General features: G+C 70.8%; 13 protein-coding genes. 6 read left to right on the top strand and 7 right to left on the bottom strand.

The genetic code is table 11. The features are described from left to right. The first annotated feature begins 11 nt into the window (after positions 1-11). Positions 12-2,891, top strand: coding sequence for an aconitate hydratase (locus IZR02_RS08730; RefSeq protein WP_197426452.1), 2,880 nt, complete (start codon positions 12-14; stop codon positions 2,889-2,891). Between the two features lie 155 nt (positions 2,892-3,046). Next, the gene (dxs, locus tag IZR02_RS08725) at positions 3,047-4,987 is read left to right on the top strand and encodes a 1-deoxy-D-xylulose-5-phosphate synthase (RefSeq protein WP_025103566.1); all 1,941 of its coding nucleotides are present in this window, start codon (positions 3,047-3,049) and stop codon (positions 4,985-4,987) included. Positions 4,988-5,015: 28 nt separating this feature from the next. On the opposite strand, the gene IZR02_RS08720 is transcribed toward dxs, so the two are convergent. After that, entirely contained in the window at positions 5,016-6,458 is a 1,443-nt protein-coding gene (locus IZR02_RS08720) for a glycerol-3-phosphate dehydrogenase/oxidase (protein WP_025103565.1), read from the bottom strand. After that, the gene (locus IZR02_RS08715) at positions 6,455-7,063 is read right to left on the bottom strand and encodes a TetR/AcrR family transcriptional regulator (protein WP_025103564.1); all 609 of its coding nucleotides are present in this window, start codon (positions 7,061-7,063) and stop codon (positions 6,455-6,457) included. Before IZR02_RS08715 ends, IZR02_RS08720 begins: the two co-directional genes overlap by 4 nt. 20 nt (positions 7,064-7,083) lie before the next feature. Between IZR02_RS08715 and IZR02_RS08710 the strand changes: the two genes are divergently transcribed. The 3 genes from IZR02_RS08710 to IZR02_RS08700 are packed head-to-tail and all read left to right on the top strand — an operon-like array spanning position 7,084 to position 11,285. Next, complete coding sequence (locus IZR02_RS08710; RefSeq protein WP_231729438.1) at positions 7,084-8,715, top strand: FAD-binding oxidoreductase; 1,632 nt, start codon at positions 7,084-7,086, stop codon at positions 8,713-8,715. A 1-nt stretch (position 8,716) separates the two neighbouring features. Then, a complete protein-coding gene (locus IZR02_RS08705) occupies positions 8,717-9,631 on the top strand; it encodes a YegS/Rv2252/BmrU family lipid kinase (RefSeq protein WP_025103562.1) in 915 nt (304 codons plus the stop codon). After that, positions 9,621-11,285: a GMC oxidoreductase gene (locus IZR02_RS08700; protein WP_025103561.1), complete on the top strand. Its 1,665-nt coding sequence runs from the start codon at positions 9,621-9,623 to the stop codon at positions 11,283-11,285. The genes IZR02_RS08705 and IZR02_RS08700 overlap by 11 nt, the downstream gene beginning before the upstream one ends. Here IZR02_RS08700 and IZR02_RS08695 read toward each other — a convergent pair whose 3' ends face one another. The 4 genes from IZR02_RS08695 to IZR02_RS08680 form a co-directional block, all read right to left on the bottom strand. Further along, positions 11,286-13,427 carry a 3-hydroxyacyl-CoA dehydrogenase NAD-binding domain-containing protein gene (locus IZR02_RS08695; protein WP_025103560.1) on the bottom strand — a complete coding sequence of 714 codons (2,142 nt, stop codon included), beginning with the start codon at positions 13,425-13,427 and terminating at the stop codon, positions 11,286-11,288. Next, on the bottom strand, positions 13,424-14,629 hold the full coding sequence (locus tag IZR02_RS08690; protein WP_062766611.1) for a thiolase family protein: 1,206 nt from the start codon (positions 14,627-14,629) through the stop codon (positions 13,424-13,426). Before IZR02_RS08690 ends, IZR02_RS08695 begins: the two co-directional genes overlap by 4 nt. Before the next feature lie 73 nt (positions 14,630-14,702). Beyond that, the gene (locus IZR02_RS08685; RefSeq protein ID WP_025103558.1) at positions 14,703-15,896 is read right to left on the bottom strand and encodes a ribonuclease D; all 1,194 of its coding nucleotides are present in this window, start codon (positions 15,894-15,896) and stop codon (positions 14,703-14,705) included. Next, positions 15,889-16,470, bottom strand: coding sequence for a DUF3000 domain-containing protein (locus IZR02_RS08680; RefSeq protein ID WP_025103557.1), 582 nt, complete (start codon positions 16,468-16,470; stop codon positions 15,889-15,891). Before IZR02_RS08680 ends, IZR02_RS08685 begins: the two co-directional genes overlap by 8 nt. A 25-nt stretch (positions 16,471-16,495) precedes the next feature. Here IZR02_RS08680 and IZR02_RS08675 point away from each other — a divergent pair, with 25 nt between their 5' ends. Then, on the top strand, positions 16,496-17,653 hold the full coding sequence (locus IZR02_RS08675; RefSeq protein ID WP_025103556.1) for an alpha/beta hydrolase family protein: 1,158 nt from the start codon (positions 16,496-16,498) through the stop codon (positions 17,651-17,653). On the opposite strand, the gene IZR02_RS08670 is transcribed toward IZR02_RS08675, so the two are convergent. Then, a complete protein-coding gene (locus IZR02_RS08670; protein ID WP_025103555.1) occupies positions 17,637-18,068 on the bottom strand; it encodes a SufE family protein in 432 nt (143 codons plus the stop codon). The genes IZR02_RS08675 and IZR02_RS08670 overlap by 17 nt on opposite strands. Positions 18,069-18,072 lie beyond the last annotated feature (4 nt).

Below are 18,072 nucleotides of genomic sequence, written 5' to 3'. Positions count from 1 at the left end.
CGGCGAGCAAGATGGAGGCGCCTGTCGCTCCCATCCGAATAGAAGGAGACGGATTCGTGTCCACGGTGAACAGCTTCGGTGCCAAGAGCACCCTGACGGTCGGCAGCACCGACTACGAGATCTTCCGCATCGACACGGTGCCCGGTTTCGACAAGCTCCCCTTCAGCCTCAAGGTCCTCCTGGAGAACCTGCTTCGCACCGAGGACGGCGCGAACGTCACGAAGGCGCAGATCGAGGCGCTCGGGTCGTGGGACGCCAACGCGGAGCCCAACACGGAGATCCAGTTCACGCCGGCGCGCGTGGTCATGCAGGACTTCACCGGCGTGCCCTGCATCGTCGACCTCGCCACGATGCGTGAGGCCGTCACGGCGCTCGGCGGCGACCCGAACAAGATCAACCCGCTCTCGCCGGCCGAGATGGTCATCGACCACTCCGTCATCGCCGACCTCTTCGGCACCGAGAACGCCCTCGAGCGCAACGTCGAGATCGAGTACGAGCGCAACGGCGAGCGGTACCAGTTCCTCCGCTGGGGCCAGACCGCGTTCCAGGACTTCAAGGTCGTACCCCCCGGCACCGGCATCGTCCACCAGGTGAACATCGAGCACCTGGCGAAGGTCATCTACGACCGCACCAACGGCGGCGTCCTCCAGGCCTACCCCGACACCTGTGTCGGCACCGACTCGCACACCACGATGGTCAACGGACTGGGCGTGCTCGGCTGGGGCGTCGGCGGCATCGAGGCCGAGGCCGCGATGCTCGGCCAGCCCGTGTCGATGCTCATCCCGCGCGTCGTCGGCTTCAAGCTCTCAGGTGAGATCCCCGCCGGCGTGACCGCGACCGACGTGGTGCTGACCATCACCGACATGCTGCGCAAGCACGGCGTCGTCGGCAAGTTCGTCGAGTTCTACGGCGAGGGCGTCGCCTCGGTGCCGCTGGCCAACCGCGCGACGATCGGCAACATGTCGCCCGAGTTCGGCTCGACCGCCGCGATCTTCCCGATCGACGACGTCACCCTCGACTACCTGCGCCTCACCGGCCGCAGCGAGGAGGCCGTCGCGCTCGTCGAGGCCTACGCCAAGGAGCAGAAGCTCTGGCACGACGCCTCCCACGAGCCGGTCTTCAGCGAGTACATGGAGCTCGACCTCGGCACGGTCGTCCCGTCCATCGCCGGCCCGAAGCGCCCGCAGGACCGCATCCTCCTCTCCGAGGCGAAGACGCAGTTCGAGCAGGACATCCTGAACTACGCCACGGCGTCGACCAGCGACGACATCGTCGACCTCGAGTCCAAGCACTCCTTCCCGGCGTCCGACCCCGGTCAGGTCCCCGGCGAGGAGGAGCCGACCACGCGTCCCGTGCACATCAGCAGCGGTGCGCCGGCCAACGTGTCGAACCCGGTCCCGGTCACGACTCCCGAGGGCGAGAAGTACATCCTCGACAACGGCGCCGTCACCCTGGCAGCCATCACGTCGTGCACCAACACGTCCAACCCGTCGGTGATGATCGCCGCCGGCCTCCTCGCCCGCAAGGCGCGGGAGAAGGGCCTCAAGCAGAAGCCGTGGGTGAAGACCACGCTCGGCCCCGGCTCGAAGGTCGTCACCGACTACTACGAGAAGTCGGGTCTGGACAAGGACCTCGAGGGCCTCGGCTTCTACACGGTCGGCTACGGCTGCACCATCTGCATCGGAAACTCGGGACCGCTCATCGAAGAGGTCTCCGAGGCGATCAACTCGCACGACCTCGCGGTCACGGCCGTCCTCTCGGGCAACCGCAACTTCGAGGGCCGCATCAGCCCGGACGTGAAGATGAACTACCTGGCCAGCCCGCCGCTGGTCATCGCGTACGCCCTCGCCGGCTCGATGCATTTCGACTTCGAGACCGACGCGCTCGGCAAGGACGCGGACGGCAACGACGTGTTCCTCAAGGACATCTGGCCCTCGCCGGACGAGGTCCAGGAGATCGTCGACTCGTCGATCTCGCGCGACCAGTTCATCAAGCAGTACGCCACCGTGTTCGACGGTGACGAGCGCTGGCGCAACCTGCCGACGCCGGACGACGACACGTTCCAGTGGGACGAGAACTCGACGTACGTGCGCAAGGCCCCGTACTTCGACGGCATGACGATGGAGCTCACCCCGGTGAAGGACATCGAAGGTGCGCGCGTCATGGCGACGCTCGGCGACTCGGTCACCACCGACCACATCTCGCCGGCCGGCAACATCAAGCCGGGTACCCCCGCGGCCCAGTACCTCACGGAGCACGGCGTCGACCGCAAGGACTTCAACTCCTTCGGCTCGCGCCGCGGCAACCACGAGGTCATGATCCGCGGTACCTTCGCGAACATCCGCCTGAAGAACCTCATGGTCTCGGCCGTGAACGACGGACAGGTCGTCGAGGGTGGCTACACCCGCGACTTCACGCAGCCGGGCGGCCCGCAGTCGTACATCTACGACGCGTGCATGAACTACGCCGAGCAGGGCACCCCGCTCGTCGTCTTCGGCGGCAAGGAGTACGGCTCCGGCTCGTCCCGCGACTGGGCGGCCAAGGGCACGAGCCTCCTGGGCGTCAAGGCCGTGATCACGGAGAGCTTCGAGCGCATCCACCGCTCCAACCTCATCGGCATGGGCGTCGTCCCGCTGCAGTTCCCCGCCGGCGAGAGCTGGGAGTCGCTGGGTCTCGACGGCACCGAGATCGTCTCGATCACGGGACTCGAGGAGCTCAACAACGGCGTCACCCCGAAGACGGTCAAGGTCACCGCCACCCCGAGCGAGCACTCGCCCGAGGGCAAGCAGACCGTCGAGTTCGACGCGGTCGTCCGCATCGACACCCCCGGTGAGGCGGACTACTACCGCAACGGCGGCATCCTGCAGTACGTGCTGCGCTCGCTCGTCTGAGCCGCGACGACGAAGGGGCTCGTGTCCACGGACACGGGCCCCTTCGGCGTGTCAAGGGTCTCCCGCCCTCGGGGGATTCCCGGCTCCGAGCGGTAGGATCGGGAAGACGTCCGCACCCGTTCGGACGCTCTGCCGAGGCCTGTGAGGAGGCGCAGATGCCCATTCTTCCGAGCATCTCTGGACCGCGCGATCTTGATCGGCTCTCGCCGGAGCAACTGGAAGAACTCGCTGCGGAGATCCGGGCTTTCCTCGTCGAGAACGTCTCGCAGACGGGTGGGCACCTCGGTCCCAACCTCGGTGTCGTGGAGCTCACGATCGCCCTGCACCGTGTGTTCTCCTCGCCGGACGACCCCTTCATCTTCGACACCGGCCACCAGTCCTATGTCCACAAGATACTCACCGGCCGCCAGGACTTCTCGAAGCTGCGCGTCCGGGAGGGGCTCGCGGGCTACCCGCAGCGTGCGGAGAGCCCGCACGACGTCGTCGAGTCCTCTCACGCCTCCAGCTCGCTGAGCTGGGCCGACGGCGTATCCCGAGCACTCACCGCGACCGGCCGCGCGGACCGACACGTCGTCGCGGTCGTCGGCGACGGCGCGCTGACCGGCGGCATGACGTGGGAGGCGCTGAACAACATCTCCGACGACAACGACCGCAACCTCGTGATCGTCGTCAACGACAACGGCCGCTCCTACGCGCCGACCATCGGCGGCATGTCCCGCTTCCTGAACCGGGTCCGCACTGCGGCGGCGTACAAGGACCTCCACCACAAGTCCGATCGCCTCTTCCGCGCGTTCGGGCCGGTGGGTCGAGCGGTGTTCCGCGGAGTGCGCGGCGGCACCCACGGATTCCTCTCGCGGTTCACCAACAACGAGGCCCTGTACTCCAACCTCGACATCAAGTACCTCGGTCCCGTCGACGGCCACGATCTTCCGGCGCTGCTGGAGACCCTGGAGCTGGCGAAGTCCTACGGCGCACCCGTCATCGTGCACGCGATCACCGAGAAGGGCCGCGGGTATCAGCCGGCCCGCGACGATGAGGCCGACCAGTTCCACGCGGTCGGCAAGATCGACCCGACGACGGGGGAGACGCTGTCCTCGGGCGGCCGCGGGTGGACCGACGTCTTCTCCGACGCCCTCGTGAAGGTCGGCGAGCGCCGCTCGGACGTGATCGCCATCACCGCGGCGATGCTCCGGCCCACCGGCCTCGCCCCCTTCGCGGAGCGCTTCCCCGACCGTGTCTACGACGTCGGCATCGCCGAGCAGCACGCGGTGGCCTCGGCCGCCGGACTCGCGTACGGCGGCCTGCACCCGGTCGTCGCCGTGTACGCCACGTTCATGGGACGGGCGTTCGACCAGGTGCTCATGGACGTCGCGCTGCACCGCGCGGGCGTGACCTTCGTGCTCGATCGGGCCGGCGTCACGGGTCCCGACGGCCCGAGTCACCACGGCATGTGGGATCTGGCCATGCTGCAGATCGTCCCGCACATCCGCATCGCGGCGCCCCGTGACGGTGCGCGTCTGACCGAGGCGCTGGACGAAGCGGTCGCCGTCGAGGACGCTCCGACCGTCATCCGCTTCCCGAAGGGCGACGTCTCGGCCGATCTGCCGGCGCTCGAGCGCCTCGCGGACGGCGTGGACGTGCTGGCGCGCGGCGAGGGCGAAGACGTCCTCATCGTCGCCATCGGCCCGTTCGCCGCTCTGGCTCTCGACGTGGCCGACCGGCTGCGCGCCCAGGGCATCGGCGCCACCGTGATCGACCCGCGGTGGGCGATCCCGGTGCAGCCCTCGGTGGTCGAGCTGGCGGCGCGGCATCGCCTGGTGATCACGCTGGAGGACGGCATCCGCGTGGGTGGCATCGGCACCCGCGTGCGGCAGGTGCTCCGCGAGGCGGGGATCGACACTGCGGTGGACGAGCTGGGCCTTCCCGACGAGTTCATCGATCACGCGTCGCGCGATCAGATCCTCGCCGACGCCGGTCTCACCGCCTCGAAGATCGCCCAGGACGTCGTGGCGCAGGTGCTGGGCACCCGCATCCCGAAGGCCCGCCACGCCGGTGAGACCGGCGCGATCGAGCTCCCGCTCCACGAGCGTCACTGACGGAGGATCCCCCGGCGTCCGCTGCCCGTCAGGGCAGGTCGGCGAGGGTCTCGGCGACGATCCGCTCCACCGCCGGAAGGGCTCGGGCGCGGTCGTCGGAGACGAGCCCGATCCGCGTGCGGCGGTCGAGCACATCGGCTGCGGTCATCGCGCCTTGCGAACGCACAGCGTGCTCGACGGCGGCGCGGGAGAGTGCGCCGCCCTCGACGACATCGCCCGGTGCGGAATCGTCGATCAGGCGCAGGGTCGCGGTGCCACTGGGGCCGGCACGGAGGCCGTACTGCCGCACCGCCAGGTCCACGGCGTCCTCGGCCATCCGCCGGTAGGTCGTCAGCTTGCCGCCGAGAACGGAGATCACCCCCGAGGCGGAGGCGCGCACGAGATGCCGACGGGAGACGTCTGCGGTCTCGGCCGCTCCGGTGTCGACGAGCGGACGGAGGCCGGCGAAGGCTCCGCGGACGCGGTCCCGCGCCACCGGCACCGCGAGCAGGCGGTTCAGTGTCTCCAGGAGGAAGCCGATCTCGGCCTCGGTGGGCTCGGCGACGGAGGGGATGGGACCCGGCGCGTCGACATCGGTGAGACCGACGAGGACACGCCCGCCGCGCTGTGGCAGGGCGAACACGTAGCGGCTGACAGAACCTTCCAGCGGGATGGTCAGCGCCGCGGCCGGATCGCCGAGATCCGCGGCGTCCAGGACGATGTGGGTGCCGCGGCTCGGGCGCAGGGTGAGGCCGTCGTCGAGGGTCGCCGCCCACACCCCGGTGGCGTTGATGACCGTCCGCGCCCGGATATCGATGCGTTCCCCGGTGAGCGTGTCCGTCGCTGCAGCGCCGTCCGCGTGCAGCCGCTCGGCGCGGACCCTGGTGAGGATCCGCGCGCCGAGACCGGCCGCCGTACGCGCGACCGCGACGACGAGGGCGGCGTCATCGGACAGCTGGCCGTCGTACGTGACCATGCCGCCGCGCAGTCCGCGGGGGTTCAGGGCGGGGAACAGGCGCAGCGCCCTCGCGGCCCCGACGGGGTGCGGCCCGGGGAGGGTCTTCGCGCTCGTGCGCGCCTGCAGCCGGAGGAGGTCGCCCATCGCCATCCCCGCCGCCCCGGCCCCCCGCTGGCGGCCGCTGACACCGGGGGCGAACGGGAGCAGCTGTCCGAGCGGACGGATGAGGTGGGGCGCGATCACCGACATCAGGAGATGCCGCTCCCGCGCACTCTCGCGCGCCGTCGCCACGTCGCCCGTCGCGAGGTACCGCAGGCCGCCGTGGACGAGCTTCGAGCTGAACCGGCTCGTCCCGAAGGCGAGGTCCTCCGCCTCGATGAGGGTCACCCGGAGACCGCGCGACGCGGCGTCCAGGGCCACGCCCGTCCCGGTGATCCCGCCGCCGACCACGAGGACGTCGCAGGTGCCGTCTGCCGCCGCGGCGAGATCGCTTCGGCGGCGGGCCGCGTGGAGGGCAGTCGGGGCGGGGGTCATGGCCGGAGGTGGCCGTCCAGCGCGGCGCGGAGCTCGCGTTCCCACGCCTTCTCGTCGATGAGGTCGGCCACCGTGCCGTGCGACAGCACGGCGGACTGGGCGATCAGGAGCAGCATGACGGCGATCTCGCCGGGGTCACCCGCGCGAACCGAGCCCTGGGCCTGCGCCGCCGCGATCGCGTCGGCGAGCCACTGGAGGATGAGTCGCTGGCTGGACCCCACCCGGTGCAGGGTGTAGCGCGTGAACGCCTCGGGTTCCTCGTCGAGGAGGTGGCCGTACACGGGGTCGGCCCGGAACAGGGAGGTGAACCGCAGCACGTCCGCGACGAGCGCGTCCCGGGAGCCGGTCGTCGCGGGGAACCGGCTGAGGAGGTCGGCGACCCGCCGGAGGAGCGCGGATCGGACGACGTCGTCGGCATCCCGCCACGTCCGGTAGATGGTGGGCCGGCTGAGACCGGAACGACGCGCGAGGGCGGCGATCGTCACCCCGTGGACGCCGGCGCGGACGAGCAGCTCGTCGGCGGCGTCGAGCACCCGGCGTTGCGTGGCGTCCCAGGTCGGCGCGAGGATCTCCGAGCGCACGGCGAGCGGTTGACGTTCTTCCATGATGTGTCACACTGTAACCCATGGAGCAGGCGAACGGCAGAGGGGCCGACAGGCCCGAGATGCGCTGGAACGGCTGGGGCGATCCGGACCGGGCGAAAGACCTTCCGCTCGCGGTGCGCGGCCTGCTGCCCCTGCTGCTGGGTCGTGTTCCCCGTCCGCCCCGTCCGCCGGCGCTGGATGACGTGCGGGTGCGGCCCTCGCGACTGACCGCGGATGATCGCGACGCGCTGGCGGCGGTGGTCCGCCCCGATGCGGTGGACGTCACGACGTCGGTGCGCCTGCGGCACGCCGGAGGACGCTCCACCCCCGACCTTCTGCGACGACGGCATCCCGAGCAGGATGCGCCCGACGCCGTGGTGTTCCCTGCGGACCACGACGCCGTGCGCGCCTGCCTCGCTCTGGCGGGGGAGCGCGGGATCGCCGTCATCCCGTTCGGCGGAGGAACGAGCGTGGTCGGTGCGCTGGATCCGGAGACCGGCCGGCATCGTGCCGTCGTCAGCCTGGACCTGCGTCGACTCTCCGGGCTGCTCCACCTCGACCCGCTCAGTGGTCAGGCGACTCTCGCGGCGGGCACGACGGGACCCGAGGCCGAAGCGCTGCTCGGCGCCCAGGGGTTCGAGCTCGGGCACTTCCCGCAGAGCTTCCGGTACGCCACGATCGGCGGTTTCGCCGCCGCCCGATCCTCCGGACAGAACTCCGCGGGCAACGGGCGTTTCGACGCGATGGTGACGGGGATCCGGGTCGCGACGCCCACGGGGGACCTCGACCTCGGCCGCGCACCGGGATCGGCCGCCGGCCCCGACCTCGTCCGCCTCTTCCTGGGCTCTGAGGGGATCTTCGGCGTGATCACCGAGGTCCGGGTCCGGGTGCATCCGGTGCCGACGGACCGGATCTTCGAGTCGTGGACCTTCCCGGACTTCGACCGCGGCGCCGATGCGCTCCGGCGGGTGGTGCAGCACGGTGCGGGTCCCACGGTCATCCGCCTCTCCGACGAAGCCGAGACCGCGGTGAGCCTCGCCCAGGTCGGCCGGATCGGGAAGGCTCTCGCGAAGGGAGCCGGCGTCGTGACGGTGTTCGAGGGCGAGGACGCCGCCGGCCGCCGGGACCGGACCGCCGCGATCCTCGCTGCGGCAGGCGGCCGCAGTGCCGGCACCGGCGACGCGGAGGATTGGGCGGCGGGACGATTCGACGGTCCGTACCTGCGCGACGCTCTGCTCGACGCCGGGGTGTTCTGCGAGACGCTGGAGACCGCGACGACCTGGTCGAACCTGCGCACTCTGAAGGAAGCGGTCGAGGCGGCCCTGCGGGACGGCTTCGACGCGGCGGATGCCCGCTCATACATCATGTGCCATGTCTCCCACGTGTATCCGACGGGCGCCTCCCTCTACTTCACGGTCCTCGCCGGGCTGCGACGGGACCCCCTCGGCGCGTGGGCGCTCGTGAAGGGGAGAGTGAACGACGCGATCCTCGCGAACGGCGGGACCATCAGCCACCATCACGCCGTGGGTCGCGATCATGCCCCGTGGCTCGCGGAGGAGATCGGGGACACCGGCATGCGGATCCTCACTGCCGTGAAGCGGGAGCTCGATCCCCGCGGCATCATGAACCCGGGCGCCGTCCTCGCCGATGTCCCGATCGGGACGACCGTCTGAGATGGGGCACATCGCGGTGCTGTCGAACCCGCTGTCCGGCAAGGGCCGCGGGCAGCGGGTCGCGGACGACGCGCTCGCTCACCTCCGACGGCGCGGGGCGGACGTGCGCGTGTACGCCGGGCGTTCGGCTGCCGACACGAGGCGGCTGGCCGCGGTGGCCCTGGACGCGGGACCGGACGGACTCGTCGTCGTGGGCGGCGACGGCACCCTCTCGGGCATCCTCGAGGTCGTGTGTGCGGCGGGTGTCCCGGTGACGGTGGTTCCCGCCGGCACGGGGAACGATCTGGCGCGCGCGCTCGGGCTGCCGCGCGCGGACGTGTCGGAGGCCGTGGAACTCGCGCTGACCGGCGTGCCCCGTGCCATCGACATCGGCGAGGTGCGGACCGCGACGGGCACCTCGCTGTTCCTCACGGTGGCGGCGCTGGGCTTCGATGCCCGGGTGAGCGATCGCACCAACCGCCTCCGCTGGCCCTCCGGCGCGTTGCGGTACTACCTCGCGCTGCTGGTCGAGCTCGTCCGGCTGCGTCCGTTCGACTTCACGATCCGCGTCGATGACGGCCCGGAGACGGCGGCACCCGGCACGCTCGTCGCGGTCGGGAACACCGCGAGCTACGGCGGGGGTATGCCGGTGTGCATCGGCGCCGCCCCGGACGACGGCGTCCTCGACATCGTCGCCGTGGGTCCCCTCGGCCGCCTCCGCCTGGTGCGACTGTTCCCGCTCCTCCTGCGCGGGACGCACCTGGCGCGCCGGGAGGTGCGGCACGTCCGGGCCCGCACGGTCACCGTCGCCGCCCCGGGTCTCGTGGCCTACGCGGACGGCGAGCGTGTCGGCGAGGAGACCTGCACGATCTCGATCCGCGCGGGCGCGCTGACCGTCATGACCCGGGTGGAGCGGAGGGACGCGCATGTTCGATGAGGACGTCGTCATCGTCGGTTCGGGCTTCGGCGGCTCCGTCGCGGCCTTCCGGCTCACGGAGAAGGGCTACCGCGTCCGCGTGTTCGAGGCCGGGCGGCGATTCGCCGACGAGGACTTCGCGAAGACCAGCTGGGACGTGCGTCGCTACCTCTGGGTCCCGGCGCTCGGGTGCTTCGGGGTGCAGCGCATCCATCGGCTTCCGCACGTCATGATCCTCGCCGGTGCGGGAGTGGGCGGGGGGTCGCTCAACTACGCCAACACGCTGTACGAACCGGGCGCGGCGTTCTTCGCCGACCCGCAGTGGGCATCGATCCGGGACTGGCGCACCGCGCTCGCCCCGCACTATGCCACAGCCCGGCGCATGCTCGGCGTGGTGGACCGCTATCCGCACGACGGACCGGTCGAGCGGATCATGGCCGGAGCCGCCGAGGACCTCGGGGTGGGCGCGACGTTCCGCCGCGCACCCGTCGGCGTGTGGTTCGGGGAACCGGGGAAGCGGGTCGCTGATCCGTTCTTCGGCGGGGAGGGCCCCGAGCGCACAGGCTGCACGCTCTGTGGGAACTGCATGGTCGGCTGCCGCGTCGGCGCGAAGAACACCCTCGTGAAGAACTACCTCGCCCTGGCCGAGCGCCGCGGGGCGGTCATCGAGCCGCTGCGCACCGTCACCGAGGTGCGCGAGCTGCCGGACGGCGGCTTCTCGGTCACGACACGACGCAGTGGTGCCTGGTTCCGGCGGCGTGAGCAGACCGTCATCGCACGAGAGGTCGTGCTGGCGGCGGGGACCTGGGGCACCCAGCAGCTCCTCCATCGGATGAAGGCGTCGGGCGCGCTTCCGCGGATCTCCGACGCCGTGGGCCGGCTCACCCGGACGAACTCGGAGGCCTTGGACGGCGCCGTCGCCGTCCGGGTGCCGGAGCGGGTGGAGCTGGCGCGGGGCGTGGCGATCACCACCTCATTCCACGTGGACGACCGCACCCATGTCGAGAACGTCCGCTACGGTCCGGGATCCAACCTCATGGGCGCTCTCGCCACCGTGCTGGTCCCCGGCGACCGCGCCCTGCCGGGCCGCCTCGCCGCACTCGCGGGGCAGGTGCTGCGCCGACCCGTGCAGGCCCTCCGCCTCGCCTCCCTCCGGCGCTGGAGCGAACGGGGGATCATCGCGCTCGTCATGCAGACCGCCGACAACTCGCTCACCCTGTCCCTGCGGCGTCGCCTCGGCCGGACGCGGCTCACGAGTGCCCAGGGGCATGGCGCGCCGAACCCCAGTCACCTGCCCGAGGCGCATCGCGCCGCCCGAGCCATCGCCGCGCGTCTGCAGCGTGAGGGCGGGGTGCCCACGGCGGCGCGCGGCTCCTGGCCCGAGGTCTTCGGAATCCCGCTCACCGCGCACTTCCTCGGGGGAGCGGTGATCTCCGGTGCACCGGAGGAGGGTGTCGTGGACGAGTATCAGCGCGTCTGGGGGCACCCCGGGCTGCACGTCGTCGACGGCGCCGCTGTGCCCGCGAATCCGGGGGTGAACCCGTCCCTGACCATCACCGCCCTCGCGGAGCACGCGCTGTCGCACTGGCCGCGCAACGGCGAGCCGGATACCCGTCCGACGCCGCGGACGACACAGGGGGCCACGCCCACGGCGCGACCCCCTGCGGAGAGCTGATCAGCGGTTCTGGATGCCGCGGATCTGCGGGGTGTGGAACGAGCCGCCGAATGCGCGCTCGGAGGCCCCCTCGCGGTCGAGGTACGGCGACGCCCCACCATCGATGAACGGCCAGCCGGCGCCGAGGATGAGGCACAGGTCGATGTCCTCGACCTCCGGCACCACGCCCTCGTCGAGCATCAGCTTGATCTCGGTCGCGAGACCGTCCTGCACGCGCTGCAGGATCGTGGCCGCCGACGCCGGGCTCTTGCCGACGGCGGGCGCCAGGACCTTCTCGGCCTGCTTCGTCCAGCCGACCACACGGCCGCCCTTGTCCTTCTCGACGACCTGGTCGAGCTCGGCCAGGGCGTGGAAGTTCTCGTTCGCGTAGAAGCGGTCCGGGAACGCGCGCACCATCGTGTCCTGCACGTGCGCGGCGACCTTCCAGCCGACGAGGTCGATGAGCTGGAAGGGGCCCATCGGCAGGCCGAGCGGTGCGAACGCCTTCTCGACGTCGGCGATCGGGGTGCCCTCGTAGACGGCGCGCGCCGCCTCGCCCATGACCTTTGCGAGCAGACGGTTCACCACGAAGCCCGGGGCGTCGGCGGTGAGCACCGCGTTCTTGCCGAGGTTCCTGGCGACGACGAACGCGGTCGACAGCGCGGTGTCCGCCGTCGCCGGCGTCTTCACGATCTCGATCAGCGGCATGACCGCGACCGGGTTGAAGAAGTGGAAGCCGACGAGCCGCTCCGGGTGGGCCAGCTTCGCGCCGATCTCCTCGACCGACAGCGACGAGGTGTTCGTGGCGAGCACCGCGTCCTCCGCGATGATCTTCTCGATCTCGCCGAAGACCTGCTGCTTGACGCCGACCTCTTCGAAGACCGCCTCGATGACGAAGTCGCAGTCCGCGTAGAGGGTCTTGTCGGTCGTGCCCGTGACGAGACCGCGCAGCTTGTTCGCGGTGTCCGCGTCCACGCGGCCCTTCGCCTCCAGCTTGCCGATCTCCTCGTGGATGTAGGCGACGCCCTTGTCGACGCGCGCCTGGTCGAGGTCGGTGATCAGCACGGGCACCTGGAGCTTGCGCACGAACAGCAGCGCGAACTGGCTGGCCATGAGACCCGCACCGATGATGCCGACCTTGGTGACCTTCTTCGCGAGCTCCTTGTCAGGGGCGCCGACCGGGCGCTTCGCGCGCTTCTGCACGAGGTCGAAGGCGTACATCGACGCGGCGAACTGATCGCCGGTCACCAGTTCCGCCAGGGCCTCGTCTTCGCGGGCGAAGCCCTCCGCCTTGGTGCCGCTCTTCGCCTTGTCGAGCAGCTCGAGAGCCGCGTACGGCGACTTCGGCACGGTGCCGATCTTGGACTCCAGCATGCCCCGCGCCATCTTGATGGCGATCGGCCACTTGGTGAGGCGCTCGATCTTGCCCGGCTCGTTCTTGCGCACGACCTTCGTGCCGCCGAGGACCGCGTCCGCCCAGGCGAGCGAGTTCTCGAGGTAGTTCGCCGCGGGGAAGATGGCGTCGAAGATGCCCAGGTCGAAGGCCTGCTGCGGCTTCAGCATGCGGTTCTGCTTGAGCGGGTTGGAGATGACCACCTCGAGGGCGTTCTCGATGCCGATGAGGTTCGGCAGGAGGTAGGCGCCGCCCCACCCGGGGATGATGCCGAGGAAGACCTCGGGCAGTGCCACGGCCGCGGCCGAGGCGTCGACCGTGCGGTACGTGGAGTTCAGGGCGATCTCCAGCCCGCCGCCGAGCGCCAGGCCGTTCACGAACGCGAACGACGGCACGCCGAGCTCGCTCAGCTTCCCGAGCACCTTGTGGCCGAGCTGGGCGATCAGCCGCGCGTTGTCACGCGAACCGACCTTGCTGATGTCCGAGAGGTCGGCGCCGGCGGCCATGATGTACTGCTTGCCGGTGATGCCGACCGCCTGGATCTCGCCGGCCGCCGCGCGGGCTTTGAGGCCGTCCAGCGTCGCGCCGAGCTCGGTGAGGGTGGCCGGACCCAGGGTGTTCGGACGGGTGTGGTCACGACCGTTGTCCAGCGTGATCAGGGCGAGGACCTTGCCCGATGCGAGGCGGATGTCGCGCACGGGGGAGTGCGTGACGACCTCTCCCTCGGTGAGCGCCTGGATGGGCGAGAAGTCGACGTCGTCGTAGCTCACTTCTTCTTCTTTCCGTCGTAGTGCGGGTTCTCCCAGATGACGGAGCCGCCCTGCCCGAGACCGACGCACATCGCCGTCAGGCCGTAGCGCACGTCGGGGCGCTCCGCGAACTGCGCCGCGAGCTGGATCATGAGCCGGACGCCGGAAGCGGCCAGCGGGTGGCCGACCGCGATCGCGCCGCCCCACGGATTCACCCGGGGGTCGTCGTCGTCGATGCCGAAGTGATCGAGGAGGGAGATGACCTGGATGGCGAACGCCTCGTTGAGCTCGAACAGACCGATGTCGGAGATGTTGAGGCCGGCCTTCTTGAGCGCCTTCTCGGTCGACGGGATCGGGCCGATGCCCATGATCTCGGGCTGCACGCCGGCGAAGGCGAACGAGACCATCCGCATCTTCGGCGCGAGGCCGAGCTCCTTGACGGCGCTGCCGCCGGCGAGCAGCGACATCGTCGCGCCGTCGGTGAGCGGCGAAGACGTTCCGGCGGTGACGCGGCCGTGCGGACGGAACGGCGTCTTGAGGCCGGCGAGGTCCTCCATCGTGGTCTGCGGTCGGCGGCCCTCGTCCTCGGTGGCCAGGCCCCAGGCGCCGTCGGCGCCCTTGATCGCGACCGGCACGAGATCCGGCTGGATCTTGCCGGCGTCATAGGCGGCCTGCACCTTCTGCTGGCTGCGCATGCCGTAGCGGTCGGAGCGCTCCTTGGTGAGGTGCGGGAAGCGGTCGAAGATGCGCTCCGCGGTGACGCCCATGTTGAGGGCTCCGGGGTCGACCATCTTCTCCGCCACGAAACGCGGGTTGGGGTCGGCGTTCGCGCCGATCGGGTGGTGCCCCATGTGCTCGACACCGCCCGCCAGGGCGAGGTCGTACATGCCCACGCCAATCGAGGCGCCCATGGTCGTCACGCTCGTCATCGCGCCGGCGCACATGCGCTCCACCGCGAGTCCGGGGACGGTCTGGGGGAGTCCGGCGAGGATCGCCACCGACCGCCCGAGGGTGAGCCCCTGGTCGCCGGTCTGGCTCGTCGCGGCGATGGCGACATCGTCGATGCGGTCCGCCGGTACGGCCGCGTTGCGCTCCATCAGGCCGATGGTCGCCTTCACGGCGAGGTCATCCGCGCGGGTGTTCCAGTACATGCCCTTTTCGCCGGCGCGCCCGAAGGGGGTGCGCACTCCATCGACGAAGAAGACGTCCGAGATCTCGGCCACTCTGCCTCCAAGTTAGTGCGGTGGCCTCAGTCTATGAACGGCCGGAAACCGGGAGGAATCGGTTGGATCGAACCTACGAAGCGGTCGCGGACGTGGTGTCCGGCGATTGCGCCGCCTCTACAAAGGCGTCGGCGATCTTCTGTGCAGTCTGTTCAACCTGCCAGGGGCGGGCTCCGAGCGCGGAGAGCGCGGCGCCGATCTCCTCCGCCGTCGTCCCAGGGCCGTCCCACGCGACCCGGCGCAGGTACTCGGGCGTGAGGAGGTTCTCGGTGGGCATGCCCAGCTCCTCCGCGACGGCCTCGACGGCGGGACGGGCGGCCTTCAGGCGGGCGTCCGCCTCCGGGTTGCGGTCGCCCCAGGCGCGGGGCGGCGGGAGTGCGTCGCTGGGCACACGCTCGCGCGGCAGCGTCTCGGCGGCACGGCCGTCGACGATCGCCTGCCACCACCGGTCGAGCTGGGTGCGGCTCGCGCGACCCTGGAACTCCTTGACTCCCGCGAGAGCCTGCTTGGAGGGGGGGTTGGCGAGGACCGCGGCGACGAGGGAGCGGTCGGGAACGAGGCGCCCGGGCGAGATGTCCTGCTGCTGCGCGTACATCTCGCGCGCCTCCCACAGGGCGCGGGCGACGGCGAGGTTGCGGGCGCCGCGCACCTGGTGGAGCCCGCTCAGCCGCCGCCAGGGGTCTTCGCGCGGGGCCTTCGGGGCGCGCGCCAGGGTGGCGGCGAACTCCTGCGCGGCGAACGCGGTCTTGCCCTGTTCCTCGAGCTCGGCGACGAGGGCGTCGCGGACGTCGACGAGGTGCAGCACGTCGAGCGCGGCATAGTCCAGCCAGGAGTCGGGCAGCGGACGGGTGGACCAGTCGGCCGCCGAGTGCTCCTTCTTCAGGGTGATGCCGAGCGTGTCCTCGACGACGGCGGCCAGACCCACCCGGTCGTGACCGAGCAGACGGGACGCCAGCTCGGTGTCGAAGATCTCCTTCGGCTCCAGGTGCAGCTCGCGCAGCGACGGGAGGTCCTGGCTGGCCGCGTGGAGCACCCACTCGACGTCGCCGATGGCCTCCTGCAGGGGAGCGAAGTCGCCGATCGCGGGCGGGTCGAACAGGAACACCCCGGCCTCGCGCCGGAACACCTGAACCAGATAGGCCCGCTGCGAGTAGCGGAAGCCGGACGCCCGCTCGACATCGACGGCGACCGGCCCGGTGCCTGCGGCGAGCGCAGCGCAGGCGGCACGGAACTCCTCGGTTTCGGAGATCACGGAGTATTCAGTCACGTACAGCCTTTCGCGCGCCGATCACGGCGATGCCCTCGGAACCCGGCGGAAGCCCCGCCAGCATTCCGACCAGCTCGGCCCATGCTTCGACGTGCGGTCGGAACGGGCCCTCCGGAGTCCAGGACGCCCGCAATTCTATCTGTGCGCCGTCGCCCTCGTCGGCGAGGCCCCCGAATCCCTTCGACAGCGTCTTCGTCGACGTGCCGGACGGGGAGTGGTAGATCGCGTCCCGGGAATCCAGCGCGTCCACGAGCCACGACCAGGTGACGTCGGCGAGCAGGGGGTCGGTGCCGATCTCGGTCTCGAGTGGCGCCTGGGCGAAGATCACGATGCGCCAGGCGCCGCCCCAGGCATCCGGCTCGTCCGGATCGTGCAGCAGGATGAACCGTCCGGTCCCGTACACGGAGTCGCCGTCCTCGCCCGGGCGGACGTCGGCGGACAGGGCGATCGCGAAGGGGGCCAGATTCTGGGGCGTGGGGATCTCACGGACCGCGATGTCGTCTCGGAACGCGGTCGCGCGCAGTTCGGCCACGGCGGCGTCGAAGGGCGTCCCGGCCTCGGGGTGTGCGGTCACGGCAACAGGCTAGAGTCGGAAGGCGATGAAGAGTCTCAGGCACGCCGTTGCGATCGTTGTCCCCGCGCTCCTCGCTGTGGGCGCTGCCGTCGGGGTCCTCGTGATCGCGGTGGCGCGCCGGGTCGTCACCCCGTTGCGAAGCCGCATCCAGGACACCGAGATCCTCGCGATCGACACCGGCGCTCAGACGATCGAGCTCCGCCGCACGCTCGACACCGAGCTCCCGGGGCGATACGGCCTGTTCACGACGGGCACCTACGGCTACGTCAAGCTCGGTGCCGTCCTCAGCGCCGACGGCACGACGGTGCGGCGCAAGCTCCTCACGAAGATCGAACCCGGCGCCAGAGTGGACCGAGGAGCGTCCTTCAGCGGCAGCTACTACACGTCGCCGAGCGAGCTGCACCTGCGCTGGGAGAACGTGCTCATCGGCTCTCCGGCCGGGCCGTGCCCCGCATGGTTCTTCCCCGGGGACTCCTCGACCTGGGTCATCCAGGTGCACGGTCGGGGCACGACCAGGGCCGAATGCCTCCGTGCCGTGCCGGTGATGCACGCGGCTGGGCTGCCCACTCTCGTCGTGTCCTACCGCAACGACGGCGAGGCCCCGCGCACCAGAGCGGGCGCCTATGCCCTCGGGGCGTCGGAGTGGCGCGACGTGGACGCCGGGATCGCCTACGCGCTGCGTCACGGCGCCGAGCGGGTCGTGCTGATGGGCTGGTCCATGGGAGGGGCGGTGTCCCTGCAGGCTGCGGTCAACTCCGGCCATCGCGATCGTATCGCGGGCATCATCCTCGAGTCGCCGGTCGTGGACTGGCGCACCGTGCTGCGCTTCCAGGCGCGGGTCGCCCGAGTGCGCGAGCCCCTGCCCGCCCTCGCCATGGGGGCGCTGCAGCTGCCGCTCACGGCGAAGCTCAGCGGTGCGGACGAACCCATCCTGTTCGACCGCCTGGACATGGTCGCCCGTGCCGACGAACTGCACGCGCCGATCCTCATCCTGCACAGCGACGACGACGGCTTCGTTCCCGCGGACGCCTCGCACGCCCTGCAGGAGGCGCGGCCGGACCTCGTCACCATGCCGCGCTTCACGGTCGCGAGGCACACCAAGCTCTGGAACTACGACGAGAAGGGCTGGACCACCGCGATCACGGAGTGGCTCGCGGCGCAGGGGCTCAGCGCTTCTGCCTGACCTGGTTCTTGGCGCGCATCAGCATGCCGGTCATGCCGCCGATCCGCAGCGGTGACACCGCCTTCGTGAGCCCGATCGACTGCGGGTAGTCCTCGGGGATCGCCAGGACCTCGTCCGCCGTCAGCCCCGTGAGGCCCTGCACGAGGATGCTCGCGAAGCCCCGGGTCGTCGGCGCCTCTTCCGGAGCCGTGGCGTGCATGGTCACGACGTCGTCGTGGACTTCGACGTAGATGTAGACCGGCGACTGGCACTCCGCGACGCGCTCGCACATCTCCGGATGCGCCGCCACCTCGTCGGAGACGGCGGGCAGCTCGTCCGCGTACTCCAGGAGCAGCAGCAGGCGGTCCGATTCCGGGGTCTCCAGGAATCCGTCGCGGATCTCGGCGAGGGTCTCGGGCAGGGCGGAGGCGTTCATCCCC

The sequence above is a fragment of the Microbacterium paraoxydans genome (genome assembly GCF_019056515.1).
Taxonomy (GTDB): Bacteria; Actinomycetota; Actinomycetes; order Actinomycetales; family Microbacteriaceae; genus Microbacterium.
Note: the sequence above shows the minus strand (reverse complement) of the source record. Positions and strands in the feature narration are given on the sequence as shown.

Excerpts from the sequence above, each read along its gene's own strand:
- IZR02_RS08730 (WP_197426452.1), top strand. The coding sequence starts at position 12 with ATGGAGGCGCCTGTCGCTCCCATCCGAATAGAAGGAGACGGATTCGTG.
- dxs (WP_025103566.1), top strand. The coding sequence starts at position 3,047 with ATGCCCATTCTTCCGAGCATCTCTGGACCGCGCGATCTTGATCGGCTC.
- IZR02_RS08720 (WP_025103565.1), bottom strand. The coding sequence starts at position 6,458 with ATGACCCCCGCCCCGACTGCCCTCCACGCGGCCCGCCGCCGAAGCGAT.
- IZR02_RS08715 (WP_025103564.1), bottom strand. The coding sequence starts at position 7,063 with ATGGAAGAACGTCAACCGCTCGCCGTGCGCTCGGAGATCCTCGCGCCG.
- IZR02_RS08710 (WP_231729438.1), top strand. The coding sequence starts at position 7,084 with ATGGAGCAGGCGAACGGCAGAGGGGCCGACAGGCCCGAGATGCGCTGG.
- IZR02_RS08705 (WP_025103562.1), top strand. The coding sequence starts at position 8,717 with ATGGGGCACATCGCGGTGCTGTCGAACCCGCTGTCCGGCAAGGGCCGC.
- IZR02_RS08700 (WP_025103561.1), top strand. The coding sequence starts at position 9,621 with ATGTTCGATGAGGACGTCGTCATCGTCGGTTCGGGCTTCGGCGGCTCC.
- IZR02_RS08675 (WP_025103556.1), top strand. The coding sequence starts at position 16,496 with ATGAAGAGTCTCAGGCACGCCGTTGCGATCGTTGTCCCCGCGCTCCTC.
- IZR02_RS08670 (WP_025103555.1), bottom strand. The coding sequence starts at position 18,068 with ATGAACGCCTCCGCCCTGCCCGAGACCCTCGCCGAGATCCGCGACGGA.